This is a genomic window from Bacillus sp. SD088 (assembly GCF_017355205.1).
Classification (GTDB): domain Bacteria; phylum Bacillota; class Bacilli; order Bacillales; family Bacillaceae_C; genus Lederbergia.
Genome location: NZ_JADIJK010000005.1, coordinates 108,617 through 130,898, shown reverse-complemented (window position 1 = coordinate 130,898; position 22,282 = coordinate 108,617). Strand labels below are relative to the sequence as shown.

Below are 22,282 nucleotides of genomic sequence, written 5' to 3'. Positions count from 1 at the left end.
TTATATATCATCAGCTATTTTATGAAAAACTGTTTTATAGGATTTAAATAACTCCATAAAAGCGCTAGTTCGATTATTGGCCGTTAATTTTTTTATTGGGACAGGGTAGAATTTGGCATTAAGGTTTGCTCAGAATATATTAGCAGTGGTAAAGGATATGTACTTATCGAAACAATCATTTGATTAACAATTGAAAAAAATCAATACAAAACGGAAGGAACATATTTTCAAAAAGTTTGAGCAAATCGCATTATTCTCTAACCCTTATGACATTAGCTTTTATACAAACGTTTAAAATTTATTTTAAGTATTCTGTACATCCCCTTAAAAGATTTGCTTTTTGGAACTTTCTTCATACTCTTTAATCCCTTCAACAATTGAAGTGGCAATGCCTGATTGAAAATCGTCTGTCCACATTTTGGACTCATTTTGAGGATTTGTCAGATACCCTACTTCTATAAGAGCGGCCGGCATTTTCGTATCTTTTACAACAAATAAATTTTGCTTCTGTACTCCTCTATCCTTAAATCCAGTTGCTTCTACCACATGCTTCTGTATAACCTCAGCCAGAAGGCGTGAATTCTTATGATAATAAAATGTTTCCGTACCCGAAACATCGGGATCTGAAAAAGTATTTCCGTGAATAGATATAAATAGATCCGCATTTAGTTTATTGGCATATTTAGGTCTGTATCTACTTTCCTGTGAAATATAGCTATCATCCGTTCTTGTCATAAAAACTTCAATTCCAGATTCCTGCTTCAATAGTTTTTCCACTTTTTTCGACAAACTCAAAGTGAAATCTTTTTCAAACTGACCGCTGACACCTGTTGCTCCGTTATCTTCACCACCATGCCCCGGGTCAATAACAACCTTTAAATCAGTATAACTTTTATCGTTATCATTATTATTGCTGTGTTTGCTTATGTTAACCACTAATATTAGGATTAGTAATAAGGACAATATAATAAATACTATCTTTTTTTTCATGGTTATCCCTTCTTTCTATTCTATAAAAGTAACACGTATATATTTTTACAGCTCACCAGCCTTAATTTTTTTATACAACTTCAGCGTATCCACTATTTGCTTATTATCTGGATGACTAATGTCTTCTAAAGGAGCTCCCATGACAATACTTATATATTCACGGTCATCTACCAACCCAAGTGTTGCCCAACATTGTCCAGCTTCATCCGTTGTACCTGACTTTCCACCAATAATTTTAAAGCCATTTTGCTTTTCTTTATTCAGGGACGCGAGAACAGTGGATTCTAAGAAAATTCCATCAGGATGGTGTGTAGTTGACGTTGTCTGAAATGTCTCTTTTGTAAAAACCGCTTTAAAATCTTCATTATCTAATGCATAATCTAAAAGCTTGCCCATGTCAGAAGCTGTCGTATACTGATCTTTATTATGGAGACCTTCTGGACTAGTATAATGTGTGCTATTCAATCCTAGTTCAATAGCCTTGTCATTCATCATTTGAACAAAATTTTCAACACTTCCTGCCACATGAACAGCAAGGGAGTTAGCCGCTTCGGCACCAGAGGGTAACATTGTTCCATATAAAAGATCTCGATACGTTACTGATTCCCCAGCATTAAAACCCGCCATCATAGCGTTGTTTGAAAACATTTCACTTTGCGTTTCTGTATCTATTGGAGCAATTGCCGTTAAGTCGTCAATATGCTCAAGTGCTACAATCGTTGTCATGATCTTTGTGAGCGATGCTGGAAATGTCTTAGATTGTGCATTCTTTTCATACATTATAGCTCCTGTTTCTCTATCAAACACATAAATATATTGACTGGCGTATTCTTCTGTATTAAAAAAGGGAAAGTCCTTTTTCACATCTAAGTTCACTTTATCTGCCACTCTAAATAACATGAACACTACAACAGTAATGATCAATAATATCGCTAAAAACCTTCTCATATCGGCTCTTCCTTTCACTAACTAATTCACATAATTATATATAATGTCTAATTTATTTCTACCTTCTTATATTGCTATTTGTCTGTTGGATTTTCTCGTTGTCACCTCTGTGTCGAAATTAATGAAAAGGGAAAATAAAAAAACTCTTTGTTTGCACTTCAATCGTACTAAAACAAAGTGTTTCGGTTATTTGTTTTTCTTTAAGGAACTTATACGATTTTATTAATAAAATCTTACGGAATTCCTACGAAGCACTTGGTAACGTACTGTTGACTACAATTAACTGGCGGTGCTAGTATAATTTCATGAACATAGCTTAGTTAAGTTTATATACGAGATTGGCAATACTAGTAATAGCTGATAAAATTGCTAAAATGAAGAAATAAATACTATAGGTTCCTGTCAAACCTCGATAAAATATTATAAATAGAAAGTGGTTTGAGCTTAAAAAAGAAGGGTGAGAGAATGCCAACAAAAGTTTTGGTTGTAGAGGATGAAACGGAAATTGCAAATTTAATTGAAGTATACCTTACTAATGAGGGCTTTAATGTTCATAGATACTCTAACGGAAAAGATGCATTAAAATGTATCCAAACTACTGCTTTTGATTTAGCTTTACTAGATATTATGTTACCAGAAATAGATGGTTTTACTCTCTGCCAGCGTATTAGAGAAAACTATCATTACCCTGTTATTATGCTTACCGCAAAAATAGAGGATATCGATAAAATTACCGGTCTAACGCTTGGTGCAGATGATTACATTACGAAACCTTTTAACCCGTTGGAAATGGTCGCTCGGGTAAAAGCGCAATTAAGAAGGTACAAGCGATATAACCATACAGAAGCAAACAAAAACATAGAGTCAGCCAATCCAGAAATATATGATTTTGCCGGATTGTACATTAACAAAGTCAATCATAAATGTCACCTATACGGCAAAGAACTGCCCCTCACACCTCTTGAATTTTCTATCTTATGGTACCTGTGTGAGAATAAAGGAAAGGTCGTTTCATCTGAAGAGCTATTCGAAGCCGTTTGGGGAGAAAATTACTTAGATAACAATAACACGGTGATGGCCCATATTGGTCGTTTACGAGAAAAGATGAAAGAGAAGGCTAGAAACCCGAAATTTATTAAGACAGTGTGGGGAGTTGGCTACACCATTGAATAATCAAAATCCAAGTTATTCAGGAAAAGACTTAAAAAGAGCCATCATTGATAAATTCTCTTTAATGGTGGTTTTGTTCACAGGCGGCTTAGTGTTAACTTTTTTATTTGTAAAATTCGTTCTATCACTGTTCACCTGGTATGCTGACAATTTTGTATACAATGTTCTGCTTAGTCCGATTAATAAAAATCCTATTTTGTTTCTTGCTTTTTGTTGGATTATCGGGTTTATCATCATTGTTTTAATCAGTTGGAAAAGGATTATTTATTATTTTGATACCATTATAGAAGCAAGTAATGAATTGGCTTCCTCAAATGAGGATCTCATTAGATTACCGCGGGAACTTAAACAGGTGGAAGATCAAATGAATCAAATTAAACAAAGCTCTATTCAAAATCATAGATTAGCGAAGGAAGCTGAACAAAGAAAAAATGACTTAATCGTTTATCTTGCCCATGATCTAAAAACACCGCTTACCTCAGTTATTGGCTATTTAACCTTACTTCGTGATGAACAGGAGATTTCAAATGAGCTACGCCAAAAATACACATCCATTTCATTAGATAAAGCCATTCGTTTAGAAGATTTAATTAATGAATTTTTCGAAATCACTCGTTTTAACTTAAGCAAACTAACCCTTGAGCTAAGTCATGTGAATGTCATTAGAATGTTTGAGCAATTAACCTTTGAGTTTCAACCACTGCTTAATGAAAAAAAACTAGCATTTCAGCTCATCTCTCCTGACAAGCTTGATATAAAATGTGATGTGGGCAAAATGGAGCGTGTATTTGATAATATTATCCGCAATGCAGTCAGCTATAGTTTTCCTGATAGTACGATCACCATTGAAATTAAAGAGGAAAGCAAGGGCATTAGCATTCGGTTCGAAAATGAAGGATATACCATCCCTGAAGAAAAAGTAAACCGCATTTTTGAGCAATTTTATCGCTTAGATTCCTCACGGGGCACCAATACAGGCGGTGCTGGCCTAGGACTAGCTATTGCAAAGGAAATTGTGGAACTCCATCAGGGAACCATTTCTGTTTCGAGCTCAGATGATAAAGTTGTATTTAATATTTATCTTCCAACCCTTTTGTAGGAAATTAAAGAGAAAATCCTTTGTTTCCTTTTATAGGATATGTAAGAAGAACATTTTCTAGCTTGGTTTGATATACCTGACAAGCTAGAAAGTGTTCTTATTTGTAACGACGGAATCTAAGCTTTTCAATTCATTGAAAACTAATTACTAGGCAGTTGGATGCCGCGCCAATCGCTCACATCACATTGGCCATATTTATTATCACCCACAGCCATCACCGTTCCATCAGATTTAAGGCCAAGGCTATGACGAGGCCCCGCCGCTATGGTATCTTTGAGAAAGGACCTTTTCAATTTTTCTCATTCCTTTCTTAAACGCTGTTTTATTTAATAGTTTGACATGCTCACAGTCTAGCGATTGTCGTATATTGTTTTACCATAAAAATAACCTTTTATAGCTGTGACCTTCAGCAATCGTGTATTGCGATTTAATTTCTTTAGTTAAGAGTAAGAACAAACTCCTCAACTTCTTTACCACGTGCATTTGCATACCCGCTGTCTTCACCTGTAATCGTAAATCCGCATCTCTTTAAAACCTTTAATGATCCAACATTGTCTTTTGCGGCACGGGCATAAAGTGGGCGAACTCTAATCTGTTTTAAAAATTCCCGTAATGCGTTTGTTGCGATTCCCTTTCCCCAATGTTCTTTTCCAATCCAATAGCTAATTTCTGGTTCTCCGAACTGCTCGAAATATGCGACATAGCCGACCACGGTGTTCTCAACAATGATCGTTTGATTAATAATATCCTTATTCGTAAGTATTTTGTTCCAGTGTTCAGCGAAGCTATTCCAATCATTTGAATTCTTACTAGTAAATGCAGCCATCTCGTTTGCTTCACTATCCTGCTGGTGTTTAAAAAAACAGGAAGATCGTCCTCAATCACATTCCGAAGTATCATATTGCCCATCCATTTCCCTCCCCTTTGCCGCTCAACTTTATTTTTTACAGGCATGTTTTCCCGTTTAAATATAATTATAAGCCTTTGACAAGCAAATGTTCTTGAGCTTTGGAAAGGGGCTTTTTCTCTTCATAGAACAATAATTAGCGAAAAAACGGGACTTCCTTGGCTCCTATCATACGTACGTAAACAAAAAGTTGACCCTTATGATGAATTTCGTGATCATACATTGCAATAAGATATCTTTTCTTTGCCCCTTGAAGTTTCGGGTGTGATGAATTGTTTTCTGCTTCCAAATCTGCATCAGTCAATGATTCATATGTAGCCTTTGTCTTTTTCGTGAAGTCCTTTACAGCTTTGCGTACATCTCCCATCGTCTTACATTCAGGAATGTCCGGTGGAACAAAATCCTCTGTTGTGACCATTGAAACGAACACATCGTTCCACCCAGCAATATGTAACGCCAGTTCACCAAGTGTCATAGCATCTTCCCATGGTCTGAAATCAATATGTTCGTCATCGATGGATTCTAACAATTCCTCCAACACATTACGGTGTTGTAACCATTCAGTCATCATTTGATTTACCTGTCCCATAATAATTCCTCCTTTATTAGATCTTCCATCTCACTTTCCTTCGTTTAAACCTGATGCTACTCTATTAAATGGCCGTAGCTTGAGGAACATCTTCAAGTATTTCTCCAAGTTGAGCTATCGTCAGTTGTTTGTTTAGCAACAATTGCTTTACGCACAGGATAAAGAAGTAAATCAGCTTATCCTTCCAATGAATTCCTCCCTTTATATTATCATTTTATATAATGATAATATAATATTCAAACTATATTGTCAATGTTGCTGATTTCTAGAATCGCGTCCCACTCTAGAACAAGCAAAAGTAACATTTATCAATCTTTAATTATTATTACCTGGTAATTTATCCACATTCCATCAGTTGTCTTTATGGAACGCTAATCCTTGAAATAAGGTTTCCAAGATTTCGTTAACAAATTTTGTTTTCATTTCTTTTACTTCTTCTTTTATTTCAAAGCCACAGGATGAAGCACCCAGAATATTCAGCCATACTCCACTTCCGGCTTCTCTACCTTCTTTAAGCCATTTACTTTAGATATTCCTTTTCAAAAACACCCCTTTAGACAATAAAATCCAAAGGGGTAAAACGGTCTTACTTTTTTATAAACGGTTAAAACTTTATTTTAAAGCTACAACACATGTAGCTTTGGAATAAAGTTTGATCAAAAGTATCCCACAAAACCTAATTTTAGGGTAAATAAAAGGAATACGTTTTAAAAAAGGATTGATCAAAATGGGTTCTTCTCTTGTAAATTATTATACATTTTTTATAATAAAGTTTGATCATTTTCTATCCACTTCCACAATCGAACCCGATTGATTAACATCTAATCATATTAAAAACCATGGGATCATCTGATTTTAGATGCTCCATGGTTTTGATGATACTTGCACAAAAGCTGATTTTATAGTAAAACAAATCCACCCATTTTGAAAAAAAGATTGATTACTTTTAACTTTTTCCATCACAAAACATCGCTATCAAAATTAGGTTATTTATATATATTACCAATTTAAATCTACTCTTAAATTAGGTGTACCATTCAAATATAGAAATGGCGATTCTTGAGCCATAATAAAATCTTGTTGTCTCACTCTATACCTTTGGCTTCCCACCATGATAAAACAGGATTCAATAGCTCTTGTAATCCCGACATAATGTAAATTTAATGCTTGAACATAATCTTCCTCAGATACCCAATCCCCTTCTGGTGGTAAAATCCATTTATATAAATCTAATAAAAACACACACTTAAATTCTAACCCTTTTGATTTGTGCAAAGTCATAATGTTAATTTCATTCTCTGATGCCGGTTTGAAACTGTATAACGCCTCTTCATTATTCAGAACCTCTTTTAGCATCTTGAAAATTCGCTCATCTTTTTGCTCTGGATATACCAGCTGGGCGATACTGTAAAAATCTTTAATGTTAGATTTAAGTTCACTTTCATTTAACCTAAATATTTTGTCAACCAGTTCTAATCCTTTTCGAAATTCCTTATAGTTTAATTCTTCATTTATATATCTGTTTACAAAATCAAGAACAGTAATCTCATTCATTTGATATAAATAGAAGGAAGATAAAAGATCGTTGTACAGAATTGCCCAGTTACCACTAATGTTATCTAAAACTGTATCAACAAATAACTTATTATCTATTGTTAAAAACTCAGCGGCTCTTCTAGCTGTGCCGTTACTTCTACATAGAATTGCAAAATCACTATTTTTACTTAGATTATATTTTTCTTTTAATTCCTCAAAATTTTCTTCTATAGCATGAATAATATCTTCATCTGTTCCTAAGATGTTAACCTTAAATACTCTCTTCTCTTTTTCAATATTTTCTCTCTTGATTCCCATTAGTTCTAAAGAATAATCCGAGATCGATTTATGACACCTATGATTGCGGGTAATTTCTAAATGAGTAAAATCATCTTCCCCTATTAATGATAATAAATACCTTGAATATCTTTTACTAAATGCATAGATGGCCTGATCTAAATCTCCTACCGCTATACCTTTAATTCCTTGATTAACTAACTTTAAGAATATTTCATGTTGAATTTCACCACAGTCTTGATACTCATCAATAAAAATATGAGTATATCTTGCCTTAAGATAAAGTAAGCATTGTGGAACTTCGTTTAGTATATATAATGCTGTTTCACCACAAATTTCTAAGAATATTAAACCTTCTCGTAATGACTCCTTAAGTAATTCAAATAATCCTTCACCAGCTTTATTTTCACTTAGGTTTTTTAACCCCTTATATTTAGGGTGCTCATCGATAGAATCCTTTACTTCCAATGGCTCACCCTTACCGCATAATAACTTTGCAAAAGGTATGATAATTTCAGAAATATAAAACTTATCTATGGTCCCAAAAAAGTGATTACTATTTTCTATGTTTTTCCTCTTATATCGGAATTCCAACTCTTTACTAGCTTTTCTAGTAAATGAAATAGCTATAATACCTTGATAGCTCAACAAATTTTTAGATATATCTATAATTTTTTCTACTATTGTATATGTTTTACCACTACCTGGTTTAGCAGTCACAACTAAATTTCCTGGTTCTTCAATAATCTTTAATTGTTCATTTGTAGGCTTAGTTACTTTCTTCATTCTCGCTAACAACCTTTTCAGCTAATGTTTTTATTTGTTTAAGTGGATCAGAAATTTTATCATCTCTTAAACATTCCAAATCATCGAAATGAGTTTTTAAGAATTTCAGCATGTTTTCAGCCTTTGCTTTTTGCATCTTATCTACTGTACTTTTTATTGCTCTAGTATTATAGAATTTTTTTAACGAGCTAAATAAACTGCTATTAACTAAGTCATTCTCAAGATCAATTTCCGACAAATATATATTGTTTTTTTCTACCTCTTGAATGATATAATTTGCGAGATTAAAAGCTTTCTGTGGACGCTCTTCGGTCTTTAACCATTCATTTTCTAGCTCGTGTTCTTCCCAATACTTTATTAAATATTGATTATTACCCGTTTGTAAAAGTTCTGTGTATATTCCCATCACACGAGATATACCCGCTTGAAAAGAAAACTCAAAGTCCTTCTCTTGAATTTTTCTTGTTTTATTGAAAATATCATTATCCGTTCTTAATACAAAAGGAATATCTAAAGCTAAACAGATCTTTATATACGGTTTAAACCCTACACCATTGACAGATATAATCGAGACATTCAATCTATCTAAATCGATATCTAATTGTTTCGCCAGGGCAGTATAGAATAGCTTTTCTGAAGGACCTTCTACTAGAAATACTGCATTTACGAAAAATACATCGGATGTAATTGCATCTAACCTATAACCAAAGTCATCAAAATTCACTTTTAATTCTTCGCTACATCCACCTTTTGCTGCTTTGGTTGATTTATTTTTGGAATGTAGTTTAACAATCCTGTCTGGTTTAAACTCTGTTGCAATATATGGAGAATGTGTAGTAATAAAAACTTGCTCTTCAAATTTATCTAACAAATAGCTTGAAAGCTTGCGTTGTTGCTGTGGATGTAAATGTGCCTCTGGTTCTTCTATAGCATAGAAAGTTACTTTTTCTAAGGGATTAATATTTTTTTGTTTAGAAATCCATGTAGCTAAAAATATTTGATTATTTCTACCATCCCCCCCTAAAGTTAAAGCACCTTCATCTGTATTGTAAGTCAGTTCAAGATTATCTAACATTTTATTGGCATCTGAATTAGCATTTTTAAAAGTCAACGTTTGCCCTTCATTATGTATAGCAAGCGAGCTTAACTCTTCGTTTACTTTACCCAGAGACTGCTGAATATAATTCAAATGATCAACTCTTTTATTTACAACATCTAAACTTCTCTTTATTTTAAGTATGGACTTTTGGTCATTCTGAGCTTGTTCCTCTGTCAATTGTAATTTAGCGTCCTCAAGAATTTGGTTTTTTTCTCGTTTTATAAAAGATTCTAAATTACGATTTGTATTTACGTATTCCATATTTAATCGTTTAATGTAAAAACGCGAATTTTTTGGTTCCAATAGTTCCTCAGAAGGACCTGAGAAAATACTATACTCTCCATTTTTTGAATTTTTATATTGGATATATACTGTTCCTTCGTTCAAATCACCTTTAAATACAGTTAATAAACAATCTTCTTTTACACGCGTGATTTTAACTGTAATTTCAATCGATTCGGACTTTGTATACACGTTGTAATCACTGTTAAATAAATCTAAATCTCTATCACTTAAACTTCGATCAAATAGAAGCCGTAACGCGAATATTAAATTCGTTTTCCCAATATCATTTGCTCCTATGATTAAAGTTTGATCCGCAAAATTAATTTTTTCATTATCAAAATTTCTAAATCCTTTTATCTTTATCCATTCAATCTTCATTTTAGGAAATCTCCTTCATACCAATTTATTAATAATAGTTTTGCCCTGTAAAATCAGAGTTCCTATTTTAATTGACCAGCCAAAGACTAAACTCTTTTTGATAGTTAACTATTTAAAATACTCCCTCTTAAATGGTTGCTATCAAATTATACCAAACATTTGTTCTTGAATAAAGCTATTCTGAGTAAAAAGGATAAAATCACATAGAACTTGCCTATATTATAAGGATAACTAATCTCAACATAACCGAATCTAATAGTCCTCATCCTTGGATAGATTAATCCAGTTGCCTAAGGCTTTGTCCATATGATTCCCATGGCCCACCCCATTCTATAAAAATTACATCCCGGCAACAGTTTTTCGTATAAATTCTGATAAGTACTTATCTAAAGCTAAATGTTCAAGCCAAGGTTTAGAAGTGTTATGCTTAAAGATTCTAACAGCATTTTTTATTCCAAATTTAAAAAAATGAGGAATAAACTCTTGTAATGCTCCTAATATATAAACGTAGGTAGGAGGGGTCTCAACTTTAGATACATCATCAAGGATAACTATTTTTCCTCCCCCATTTAACAACCCTTTCATTTGCTTTATCACACTTGGTATATCATTCAAATGATGGAATGTTGTTCGGCTTACAATAAAATCAAACTTCTCGTTAAAATTTAGATGTTCTGCATTCATATTCAAATAGATTGTATTTGACCGTTGACGCCTCGATTTGGCAAGATCAAGCATTTGATTAGAAATATCAATCCCCACTACTTCATCATAATAACTTGACAATTGATCCACTAATAATCCCGAACCACATCCAATATCTAATGCTTTTCTTTTGATTGAAGACATATTAGACACAAAGAATGAATAGTCACTTAAAAGTGCGTTCACGAAGTCATATTCTTCAGCAACCTGATCAAATTGCCATTTCGTATCATTCAAACTCTTACCTCCTTTATCATAACCTCCAATATAGTCTTAATTATATCAACCCAATTAAATATTTACCTACTAGGATAAGAATGAAAATTATTTTTTGGGTTTACTATTTAAATTATGTCAACTGATAATGCTTGAGGTTTCTTATTATGACAGTTTTTTAAATAGTAATTTTGCTCTGTGGGAAACTCCTTTACGACTATGTTTCAATCTGAAAATGTAAATGCTCTGATGTGTCATAGACTTTAGCAAACTACTAATCCATGTTCCACTGGTATTAACAAGACCCACAAGTAAATAGTTATAAATTGATTCCCAGACCTGTTCGGAATTTGAATATATAATAAGTGTTGATAATGGGCGATTTTCACGTTCAACCTCAATAATGTTGAAACGATTACCATTCATCATAAATACCTCAGCAATCACATAACGTCTTTTAGTAATACCATCGCTAAGCTTTGTAAATCTGCGTTCCCATAGTCCCTCCGGCAATACATCAGTAAATGCCCGAATTGCTTTTACTTCTGGATATTGCTCCAGCACCTTCAATACATTAATAAAATCTTGTAGTTCCCCCCGAGCTTTAATTTCATGCAGCATTTGTTGTTCTAATCCTCTTGCCAATTGCTGACCACCACTATCTGCTGCAGAACGGATGGAATCATTTTCACCATAGTATCTCTTTGTATTTTCGTCTTCTTCCAAACGTTGCTTGGAAGAACTACGTTTGATCCGTTTGACCTTAGGCACCGAAATATATTCATGTCTTAATTGATTCATCTGTACAAGATCAAAATCTTCCGTAGCCCCATCGACTTGTTCATCTAATGTAAATCCTTCTCCACCATCTCTTTTATTTAAAGAACGATATGTAAACTTCTTCGCTTCTTTCGACTTCTCTTTATCCTGTATTTCCGGATGTGAAATTGAAATATTTTCACAGGGAATATGCTTATTCTTCATATTTACAATTTGTAGTATAGTCCATGTATTATTATCTTCCTTAACTCTCGCAGTGACAGTAATTGGCTGCGTAAATTTCCAATCAAACTTCACTGTTTGTTCCTGCAGCCATGTAAAGGCAATACTTTCATAGACTTGCCTTAAATCACGGTTCGTTAATAGCCATACCAATTGATAAATAAATACTGTTCTGGTGTATTTCAATTCATACAGTGATGAAAAACTAAGATGTATTTTATTTGGTTCGTATTTTTCTGTGAAAAATTGAGGAAATGAATTCGATTCAAACAAGCGATATAAAAGAAAACCATTAGGCGCCAATATACTTCTCAGCACTTCGATGACTGGCAGAATGACATTCTTGCCATCAAAGGTAAATATGAAACTGCGTGATGTTGCAGGGTCTTCGCTCCCTAGTATCCTCCAAGGCTTCTCGTAATACTTGGCACTATTGGGATAAATAGTAATATCTACTTCCTGCACGCCATTAGGAGGCTGACTTGAGGTAATTATACCATCATTATAATAATGTTGAATTGCCAGACACGGCAACGTACCCCAGTCCATTAGTATCTTCTCTGTAACTCCCCTTGCACGAAAGTATGCATACAACATTATTTTGTTATCATGACGAAAAGGATCACCAATCCAAATTAGTCTTGCCTTTTCCCCTTTCTTAAATGGCCATTTAATTTTAACTTGTTGTGCGCCCATAATTATCCACTTCCCGTTTCATGTCTATATACGCTTCTAAATGCGGTTTTATTTCATGAAAATGATGTGATTTCACAGCACCCTTGCGCTGTACTTTCCATAAGATTACAGGTTCTTCCTCCTGTAGCATTTGATCAATAATTTTACAGCAACGTCTGATTTGGAATTGCTGGATAGTTTCTGTCATTTCATTTAATAACTTTTTAGTTCGTGTTAGTTTATCCAGATGTTTCTCCAAATTTGATAGTATTCCAAGACGTTTTCCAATAACTGAAATGGTGATTCGAACAGACTTATCTAGCATAATGAGTTCTTTATAGAGCTTTTCAATTTTTGAACAGTATTCACGATCACGAGCTTCCCAATCCACAGTTGCTTTCGGTTTTACCTTCGTCTGATTGATAGGTAAGTGATTAAATAACCATTCCTTGTCGTAGCGATACAAGTAGATATATTCCTTTTGAAAACGTTGTCTAATTTGTGTTCTTGAATCATTAGAATATTGCCGTATTCCCGCAAGTAATTGTTGCCGATGATGCTGTACCATTGTAGAATTGTCTTGACTTTCTAATTTCCCTTTTTGCTCATCCAAGGATAAATATTTTTTCACGGTCTTGGAATCAACTCCAAGCATTTTAGCCGTTACTCTTATACTTAAATTCTTATTTGCAAGGACTCGTAATTTAGCCATCCAAGTGTCTCCAAATACTTTTACACGACCAATGTGATATTTATCTTCGCTCGATTTATCAGGACCCTTTCTTGCATAAATATAGCCACAGGAACATTCGAATGTACCGATAGGAGCTGTTGATTTAAAGTCTCTTGTAACCTTTACATTACTGATTACCAATTGCTTATAATGATCGGCAGCCTTATTTAAGCATGGCCAAGGACCTTTTCCGAAAGGACCTAAATCCTCACTAACACGAAAAAGTTCTTCTACGTCTTTTCCTAAGAAGTACAGAAAGAATAGGTGGCGCAAAGGATGGACATGACGCTTTTCATTACGAGTTAATACCTTGAGCCAATTGTGTTCATCTTCCCCGTTAAAATTCGATTCGTACTTTTCTAGAAATCCTTTTGGGAAATTCGCTTGAAATGCATCGAATAACTCTTTTTGCCTTACTTGGTTTGATGTAGTAATTAAATTTTTCTCTCTAAGAAGCATTCGATACCTTTTAAAGATTTCCTCACGAGAGAACGCTGCTATATCAACATTTAACAGTTGATATGCCATTGTCGCTAAATTTACTTGGATATCAAATCGTTCAGGGGACTCCACCTCCTGTATAACAGATAAATCCATTTTTTGTACCTCAAACCGAATAAACTTGATACGACTTTGCTCGGTAAAGCCATCTGGATATTTCTTTAGTTGTAAATAATGATGCGCACACAAGTCTATACCCTGTAGCTGATGTTCCCTATGAATATATGGTTCTCCGTATCTATCAATATCACCCTTGGCGCATTGCGGGCAGTAGTATAATCCGTCTTTCTTGCAAATGCCTCCTGCAATCATGCCCAGCCTCGTATAAAGACCTTTTCCATCACCTTGAACGTCCCGTAGAATCTCTTGCTGTCGCTGTTTAGAAAGGAATGGAGCATAATACGGATAAATAGTATGTTTCGATAACAGACTCTCTACCGAATAATTTCCTATTTGTTGAGCTAAAGCATCAAAATGGCTACCAATCTCTAAACTCGGTATCACAGAACGACTTTGAAATACTTCTTCCAACGTATCTTTGTAATCTATATTTCCACTGTAAAAGTGATAACGTGCAATCGTTGAATAAATTAATTCATCAGGATATGGATCTGTAAAGAATGGCAGCATTTGCTTCCCTCCTAATAGAACTCCTCCAGAGGATTTTTAATGTATTCATTTGCTTTTAATAATTCATAGGGGTGTTGCTTTTTGTCTAACGCTTGCTTTCTTAGCTTTAGCAATGGTAGAATCTCTACATTTTTTACTTTTGCCTTTGCTTTTTGATCTTTCTTTTGTTGATTTAAGGCAATCGCCTGCTGAATTACATCTGATTTAAGTTGATTAAATTCAGTATCAAGTGGATTTTCCTCAACTATTTTTTGTGCGAGCTTTTTAATATCATTTTCTTTCAAACTATCAAAAATACCAAGGGCTGCCACTTCAACACTTAAGTTTTCAATCATGTCTTGACGTTTATACTCGATTCTATTTTGGCGTTCCTTAAACGCCTCCTGAATACGTCCTGCGATTTCTGTATTTCGCTTATGGTTCAGCATGACTTCATCCAGATTGATCATGATATCTTCATATTTCATCATATCGGCAATATTGTTCGTCCGAATAGCTGTCATCATTGGTTGAATCGTTTGCATATCTTCTTTCGCAGTCTTTTTTAGTACTTGTGGCGTAATGATTTCATTCGGGTTGCCCTCATCAAATAATGCTCGTTCTTGTGCTAGAATAAATAAGTTTACAGCAACAGCAGTAATCCCTTGGCATTCGTAATAAAATGATTTTTTTAATTCCTCAGTAAGTTTAGAATAGGTTTTTAAACACTGTAATTCCCAAAGGGTTTCTAGGAAAAACTCCCACTCTTCACTATCTTCCGCCATACGATCCCAAATAATAGCTCCATCACTTGCAGCTCGTCTTGCCTGCCTGAAATTCCCTTTGAATAATTTTTGCGCTTTGGAAGTTCCGATAAGAACAGTTGGTATACCCACCGTGTTAGACAAGGTAACAAAGAAATTCAGCATTTCTTCCTGATCATTTTTAGAGTGTAGTAGGTGTTGAATTTCATCAATTACCAGAACGCCAATGCCATACATACTTGCTAATGATGTCATGTGCAATAACATGGTTGATGTCACACGGTTCAAATAACCGTACTTTTCTAAATATCGAGTGCCTAGTAAATCATCAATTGCTTTAAAGAAACTTTTACAAAGGGTGGATAGGCTTCCATCATAAGGGCAGTCAATTTTGAGCCATACAATTTGTGTACGGTTAAAAGGTTGTCCCTTATATTCTTCATGCTTGATTACCTGTGGGTACATAAGCAAAAGACGTTCAATTGCAGTGGTTTTGCCAATCCCAGAAATGCCGATAATGGATAAACTATCGGCGGTCGAGCGAATATAATTTAGTCTTTCATCGATATATTTATGCGTCGTCTCTTCTTCACGTAATTCATGCAATACACGAATACGCTCTAAAAATGTTGGATCTAGTGGATTGCGGGCCAAATAACTTCTTCTAATCAATGTGGACAAACGACGTTCTACCTCGAAGTGAATCGGTAATGGCTGAATAAAGTTTCTCACACGCTTTAACACGTGATATCGAATATTCGTTGCACTTAATTTATCTTGTTTACTAATTCGTGGAGTCACCATAAATCTTTCCAACACATCATCCTCACTGAAAATTGGTGGAAGGGCTTCGATGAAGGGATTATTGGTATACTCACTTAAAGGTTGTTCCTTATATCCGCCTTTCTCAAATTCTCCTTTTAAGACAACCATGTCATTTGTTTTTCCCAAATTCCTCATCTCGTTTCTTCTTTAATTTTTGCATCAGACGTGAGGGTGATTTCTTAGGTGAAGAGTTATTTATCTTTTCTTTTGTTTCAAAATCTATGATATCTACTTGTACTTCATCTGGTTTATCAATTAAATTAAACTTTTCATCTTCCCGATTTAATCCTTTTTCTACTTGTCGGTTTACTCTTATATCTCGCAATTTTTCAGACTTGTTGTTTGACTGTGGTACAGATTGCTTTTTATCGTTCATTGCCTCTTTAACAATTTTTTCAATCGCTAGATCTGCATTGATTGTGTTTTCTCTTTGCCTAACTTGTTCTTCGGCTTTCGCTTCTTGCAAAAGATTCTGGTAAAATTCAACTTCTTCTAGCGTATTGCCTTTGTACTCCAAGCTAGTGTCTAATAAATAACAAGTATCGAAATCTCTCCCGTCAGGGTAAGGTATATAAATTTGATTCATTTCTCGGGGATCATATAAAACTTCAATACTTGTATTTTTAAGTTTTACATACCACTGCTCATTAATCGCTTTTTCTGCCCCATAAAATAAACCTTTAAATTTAAGTCCAGCTCGGCTAATTCGTGCTCTGCCTTTCGGTAATAAGTTCATTCTGAGTACATTTTTATCCATTACAGTTTGTAAACGTCCTTTTTTATTCGCAATACCCCAATTCCATAAATTAACCGGTGTTGCTGTTAATCCACTTGTAATCATCCCTTTTTCAAGTGGATATTTTTCTATGATTTTCTGATTATGCTTCAACACTAAATGAATAACTATCTTGATGAATTCCTCCAGATTCAAACTAGCATCTAGACGATAATCACGATCTCCCCGTTCTCGAAATTCTTTTTGAATGGCGCCTGGTGTTTTATGCTTAATTCTTCCATTAATCGTTCGGAATTGGCGCTCAATAATTCCTTTTAAATCCCCACGATATGCAGATGTATTTTCAATTTTGATATTTAAATTATTAATAAGATTCTCTACCGAATAGCCTTCGAATTCACCTCGGTCAGCAATAATGATCTCGGGTAAATGCTTTGCTGGCCACTGACTTTCATCAATATTAATGTTGAATTGCTGACAGTACTCAACTTTATCAGTCACCATATTATCTAAAGCCATCATAGCTCCAATCCACGAAGGGCCTTCAAGTCCAACGTATATACCCGTAACCATCCGTGAATAGACGTCAATTATTCCATATATAACTGGACGACCAATAACCAAGGATCTATCAAAAGAACTAACTAAATAAATATCTCCAATCGTAGCATCTATTTGGAAACGTGTACCAGGTCCATCTGTCTCCATAGTAGAGTTATTTAAAATTGGGCGATGTTTCAAATTAAACTCTTTTTCACTTATACGTAAAGCAATGTCCAGTTGTGGATCTTCGTATTTCTTAAACCAATAATAAAATTGATTGTATGTGGGTATTCTCGAGGCATCCCACACTTTGTATTTCACTATGGTATTCTCAACATATTCATCTGAATAAAATTCCCGTAGAAGATAATCATATGTTTCTGCTAAGGAAATCTGTTCTTTCTTTCGGTAGTATTTCTTGATAACAAAGGCAAATTGCCTTTTCACCTCTTCTGTAATATTAATCCCTTGCTGACCGTCATCAGATAGAGCATACTTTCTTGGTCTACCTACTTTTGATTCCGAAAGATCTCTCTCTTTTCCCTTTCCTCCTGAATACATATAGTCAGGTAAAAGCGCATTCTTATTTAATCCTCGTTGCCAAAAGCGGGTAAATGCACGTTTTATCTTTAATTTACTCATTCCTGATTTTGAAGCAATTTCTGCCAATGCTGCTTCTCTGGTTTTCTTTTCTAATAATCTTTCTTTATATACATTCCACGCATCTGAAACAACATGCCAATCTTCATCACGTTTCCGCAGTTGGTTATCAGTTAAATCACTATCCGAGTAGCTTTTAGCATAGGGATCTGGAATAGCCAACAAAACCTCGGCTTGTACTTCGGCATCGAGTATAGCAATATCTATTTTTTTCGGCATTGATGTATCTCCATGTAGTTCTACATAGTAAGCAATTGGATCATCAATATCTATCACTCGTAAGCGATTCTTAGCTTCTTTATTAATATATTGATACACTTGGTTGTAATAAATCATATTGCCTTCACCTTTTCCGAAAAGTCTGTCCTAACTGTCTTTATTGGGATAATTTGACCGACATCGAGTCTCTCGGATAAGTCTATTTCTATTGCTTTAGTAATGACAAGATGCTTGAATAGCGTAATCCCACCCCCTGCTGTTAACCCATAGCTTTCTTCTAGATGCTGCGTAATTTCTCTTAATGAAAATTCTTCACGTAAAAGCTTATTTATTAGAAATATACTGAACTCATCTAGTTCAGATTGCTCTATTTCTTGAAAACCATCAATATATCCTAAATCAGCATAACCGTGAACAAATGCTATATTAGTTGCCATTGTTTTGGAAATTTCATTTTCTGTTACAATCCCCCAGTCAATTCCCTTACGTTCCCAATAAACACGCTCAATCTCAAATTTTTCTAGTACGCGTTCATCTGCTAAATCATTTTTATACTTGATTGTCCGTGCTACATCGGTATTCTTCTGTCCTTTGGTTGTAACAACGAAATCAGTTGTCATAACAATAGGTTCTTGTGTTTTAGGGTCTCTAGGGTGCTTAATACCTAGCTCATCAGAAATTAATAACGTTTCTTCAATTGGAAGAAGTGGAAATTGTTCACGGATATCAACAACTGAATCGGAATATTCCAATAAATAAAAGTAATTTCGTTCTAAATCTGAAAGAAACTCATATTGCCTTGGAATTTTATTTCCCTTCAAACGAGTAGATCGTCCAAGTGAGGATACTTCTTGAATGTTTAGCCATGGTTTATAATTAATTCCAATTCCTTGACCTCTTCCGTTTTTAAGCTTCTTATCATCTGAATTAACTCGCTTACGCTTTGCCACTCAATTCACCCCAATAAGTCATCAATATATACTTACCTATAAATTGCAATTGGTAGAACCACAGCTGCCGGACCCTTAACTTTTTCCATAAATTCATCCGGTAATTTTTTATTTTGTCTTCTCTGCTCTCTATTTAAGATAGTATGTTCTATTTCTTTAGGATCAAAGATATTATAATCCTCCCCTCTTTCAATGACTCTTTCAACTTTGCAAAGCATTTTGTAATCATTTCCCATAATCTCATTCTGCTGTTTTTGTAAGTACCTCTCATTTAAATATGCTATAAATGTATATTGGCCGTCAGAAGTTACAAGCCTAATTGGTATTCCATTCTTCTCTTGTAAATGCCGTATCTTAGATGCTTGTCCTGCAACCATATCAATCTCTGAGTCTTGAACCATATCTAGCCCTCTCATAAACCCACCCAAATACTGTGTAGTTTTTTCTAAGTTATATATTTGGGTAAAATGTAAAGCGCCTCTAAGTTCTAGTATTTCTTCCTCATCTAATATCATATCCCAAAGGGTTTCATCAAAAGCATCTATTTGTTCTAAACCCTTATCTACCAAGTAATCAAAAAGCTTATTATACTTTAGTTCTGCGCTTACCCGACCTGTTCTAACGGTTTCTTCCCCTTTCCTACTTTCTCTTCCAATATCAGCAAGTGCGAATTTTCCTTTACCCTGATTAGTTCTTTCCTCACGCTTTACCTCCGAATACTCTTCTTGAATAAATCCTTCTACAATTCCCAGTAAATTATCTACATATTCAGAATCTAAATAATAGAAATCACGAAACGGCATTTTAAGTTTCATAAAGAATACACTCCCAAATATCAGAATAAAAAAACAACCCTTCAAGAACATATTATCTTAAAGGATTGTTTTTATCAAACTTTATTATAAATTATCAAACTTTATTTCAAATGATCAATCTTTAATATAAATTATCAAACCTTATTTCAAAGCCACAACACAATCTACAAACAACCACACCCTACTCCACTGTCACACTCTTCGCCAAATTCCGTGGTTTGTCGATGTCACAGCCTCTGTGAAGGGAGGCGTAATAAGCAATAAGTTGAAGTGGGATCACAGATATAAATGGTGTTAGCCATTGATGTACTTCCGGAAGGACATGATGGTCTCCAGCGTTATGAAGTCCCTCCATTGCAATTAGGCAGGTGTTGGCGCCACGGGAAGCCACTTCTTTTACATTGCCACGAATGCTTCCGCTGACGTTTTTCTGTGTGTCAAGAGCGATGACTGGTGTCCCTTCTTCAATAAGGGCAATGGTTCCGTGCTTGAGTTCTCCACCGGCAAAGCCTTCTGCCTGAATATAGGAGATTTCCTTTAATTTAAGGGCACCTTCAAGACAGACGAAATAATCAAGCCCACGGCCAATGAAAAAGGCATTTCTTGTTGCATAAAGAAATTCCGTGGTGATTTTTTCAAATTCTTCTTTTGCGTCACATAAAGTTTCCATCGCGGTAGCGACAAGTGCAAGTTCCTCTACCAAATCAAACTCGACTTGAAGCAGGTTTGTTTGTGCTATTACATAAGAGAGAATGGATAAAACAGCAAGCTGAGCTGTATAGGCCTTTGTAGAGGCAACAGCGATTTCTGGACCCGCATGTAAAAGCAATGTGTAATCCGATTCTCGAGAGAGTGTAGAGCCTGCTACGTTTGTAATTGCCAAAGAAGGATAATTCCATTCCTTTATTTTCACGAGCACTGCACGACTATCAGCTGTCTCACCACTTTGCGAGATAAAGATAAAGAATGGTCTTTCAGAAAGAAGAGGTGGATTGTAGGCAAATTCACTACCAATATGAACTTCCACAGGGATTTTCGCCATTTTCTCTATTAATTGTTTTCCTACTAATCCAGCGTGATAACTTGTGCCTGAAGCAATGATATACAATCGATCCGCTTCATGGAGTGCTGAGACGATACCGCTCGCGATGGACAAATCGCCTTGTTCATTTTGATATGATTGAATGATCTTTCTAATAACAGCTGGCTGTTCATCGATTTCTTTTAGCATATAATGCGGATAGGTTCCCTTTTCAATATCATTTGCATCGAAGGCTGCTTGATATGGCTGGCGTGTCACTGTTGTCCCATCAAATGTCTGGATAATTCGCTGATCTTCTTTCACCATGACAATCTCTTGATCCATTAATTCAATAAAAGAATCGGTGACATGAAGCATCGCCATCGCATCACTTGCTACAACGTGAAAACCTTCCCCGACACCTAATAAAAGTGGGCTTTTGTTTTTCGCGACAAAGACAGTATCCGGTGTCTCTTGATCAAGCATGGCAATCGCATAAGATCCTTTTAATAAAGATAAGGTTTTACGAAAAGCCTCGATTGTTGTAAGTCCTTCTGCTGAAAATTTATCCACAAGCTGAACAATCACTTCTGTATCTGTATCACTTTTAAAAGTCCCTCCTGAAAGGTAATTCTCCTGAAGCTCTGTATCATTTTCAATCACACCATTATGGACCAAGGTGAATCGTCCTGAAGCACTTTGGTGAGGATGAGCATTCTCCTGGCTTGGTACTCCATGTGTCGCCCACCGTGTATGACCGATTCCCACTTGGGCTTCGATACTTTCATCCACAATTTCACGTAATTTCGCGATTCGTCCCTTTTCTTTAACAACTTGAACACCCGTCTCATTCATTACAGCGATTCCTGCAGAATCATAACCGCGATATTCAAGTTTTTCCAATCCTTTTAATAAAATTTCTTTCGCCTGTTTACTTCCAATATAGCCGGTAATTCCGCACATTTTCAGTTCCTCCTCATAGAAGGAGGCAAGCAGCATGGGGGGCATACTTACCCCCTTCTCTCTGATGTTTATCTGTATGTGCACATAATCCTTCCTTTGTCCACCTGAGTCACCTCGATGTTTTAAGAAAGATCATTCGACTGTGTGTCCCAGCCGGGAGGCATCCGCCGAAGATTCGATAACCTCCACCTCGTCAACTAATCCTTTAAGATGATGTTCAAAAAGTCCGGAGAAAATGACACTAATGCTCGAAGGCTTCGC

The 22,282-nt window shown here is 35.1% G+C and carries 15 protein-coding genes and 2 pseudogenes; 2 read left to right on the top strand and 15 right to left on the bottom strand.

From position 1 onward, the window contains the following. Positions 1–324: 324 nt before the first annotated feature. Complete coding sequence (locus IPU53_RS06165) at positions 325–990, bottom strand: N-acetylmuramoyl-L-alanine amidase family protein (RefSeq protein WP_207448941.1); 666 nt, start codon at positions 988–990, stop codon at positions 325–327. A gap of 45 nt (positions 991–1,035) precedes the next feature. After that, entirely contained in the window at positions 1,036–1,938 is a 903-nt protein-coding gene (locus IPU53_RS06160; protein ID WP_207448939.1) for a D-alanyl-D-alanine carboxypeptidase family protein, read from the bottom strand. A gap of 465 nt (positions 1,939–2,403) precedes the next feature. Between IPU53_RS06160 and vanR the strand changes: the two genes are divergently transcribed. Both vanR and IPU53_RS25570 read left to right on the top strand, forming a co-directional pair. Continuing rightward, a complete protein-coding gene (vanR, locus tag IPU53_RS06155; protein ID WP_207448937.1) occupies positions 2,404–3,111 on the top strand; it encodes a VanR-ABDEGLN family response regulator transcription factor in 708 nt (235 codons plus the stop codon). Next, positions 3,104–4,207: a sensor histidine kinase gene (locus IPU53_RS25570; protein WP_396019911.1), complete on the top strand. Its 1,104-nt coding sequence runs from the start codon at positions 3,104–3,106 to the stop codon at positions 4,205–4,207. The genes vanR and IPU53_RS25570 overlap by 8 nt, the downstream gene beginning before the upstream one ends. A 140-nt stretch (positions 4,208–4,347) precedes the next feature. Here the strand turns inward: IPU53_RS25570 and IPU53_RS06145 are convergent. From IPU53_RS06145 to glmS, 13 genes and pseudogenes are all read right to left on the bottom strand, one after another. Next, positions 4,348–4,473 (bottom strand): annotated as a pseudogene (locus tag IPU53_RS06145) (RCC1-like domain-containing protein); the annotation flags it as partial. Positions 4,474–4,643: 170 nt separating this feature from the next. Next, entirely contained in the window at positions 4,644–5,033 is a 390-nt protein-coding gene (locus IPU53_RS06140; protein ID WP_396019910.1) for a GNAT family N-acetyltransferase, read from the bottom strand. A gap of 217 nt (positions 5,034–5,250) precedes the next feature. Further along, positions 5,251–5,703, bottom strand: coding sequence for a DinB family protein (locus tag IPU53_RS06135; protein ID WP_207448933.1), 453 nt, complete (start codon positions 5,701–5,703; stop codon positions 5,251–5,253). 999 nt (positions 5,704–6,702) lie between these two features. After that, complete coding sequence (locus tag IPU53_RS06130) at positions 6,703–8,322, bottom strand: UvrD-helicase domain-containing protein (protein ID WP_207448931.1); 1,620 nt, start codon at positions 8,320–8,322, stop codon at positions 6,703–6,705. After that, positions 8,306–10,084: an ATP-dependent nuclease gene (locus IPU53_RS06125; protein ID WP_207448929.1), complete on the bottom strand. Its 1,779-nt coding sequence runs from the start codon at positions 10,082–10,084 to the stop codon at positions 8,306–8,308. The genes IPU53_RS06130 and IPU53_RS06125 overlap by 17 nt, the downstream gene beginning before the upstream one ends. Before the next feature lie 290 nt (positions 10,085–10,374). Next, positions 10,375–11,026: pseudogene (locus IPU53_RS06120) on the bottom strand (class I SAM-dependent methyltransferase). 144 nt (positions 11,027–11,170) lie between these two features. Further along, positions 11,171–12,703 carry a Tn7-like element transposition protein TnsE gene (locus IPU53_RS06115; protein WP_207448927.1) on the bottom strand — a complete coding sequence of 511 codons (1,533 nt, stop codon included), beginning with the start codon at positions 12,701–12,703 and terminating at the stop codon, positions 11,171–11,173. Then, a complete protein-coding gene (locus IPU53_RS06110) occupies positions 12,684–14,546 on the bottom strand; it encodes a TnsD family Tn7-like transposition protein (RefSeq protein WP_207448925.1) in 1,863 nt (620 codons plus the stop codon). The genes IPU53_RS06115 and IPU53_RS06110 overlap by 20 nt, the downstream gene beginning before the upstream one ends. An 11-nt stretch (positions 14,547–14,557) precedes the next feature. Further along, a complete protein-coding gene (locus tag IPU53_RS06105) occupies positions 14,558–16,249 on the bottom strand; it encodes an ATP-binding protein (RefSeq protein WP_242698098.1) in 1,692 nt (563 codons plus the stop codon). Beyond that, on the bottom strand, positions 16,224–18,389 hold the full coding sequence (locus IPU53_RS06100) for a Mu transposase C-terminal domain-containing protein (RefSeq protein ID WP_207448923.1): 2,166 nt from the start codon (positions 18,387–18,389) through the stop codon (positions 16,224–16,226). The genes IPU53_RS06105 and IPU53_RS06100 overlap by 26 nt, the downstream gene beginning before the upstream one ends. Further along, positions 18,386–19,222 (bottom strand): TnsA endonuclease N-terminal domain-containing protein, encoded by an 837-nt coding sequence (locus IPU53_RS06095; protein ID WP_207448921.1) that lies wholly within the window; start codon positions 19,220–19,222, stop codon positions 18,386–18,388. The genes IPU53_RS06100 and IPU53_RS06095 overlap by 4 nt, the downstream gene beginning before the upstream one ends. Before the next feature lie 32 nt (positions 19,223–19,254). Beyond that, positions 19,255–20,037 (bottom strand): DUF6414 family protein, encoded by a 783-nt coding sequence (locus IPU53_RS06090; protein WP_207448919.1) that lies wholly within the window; start codon positions 20,035–20,037, stop codon positions 19,255–19,257. 181 nt (positions 20,038–20,218) lie between these two features. Next, positions 20,219–22,021, bottom strand: coding sequence for a glutamine--fructose-6-phosphate transaminase (isomerizing) (glmS, locus tag IPU53_RS06085; RefSeq protein ID WP_207448917.1), 1,803 nt, complete (start codon positions 22,019–22,021; stop codon positions 20,219–20,221). Positions 22,022–22,282 lie beyond the last annotated feature (261 nt).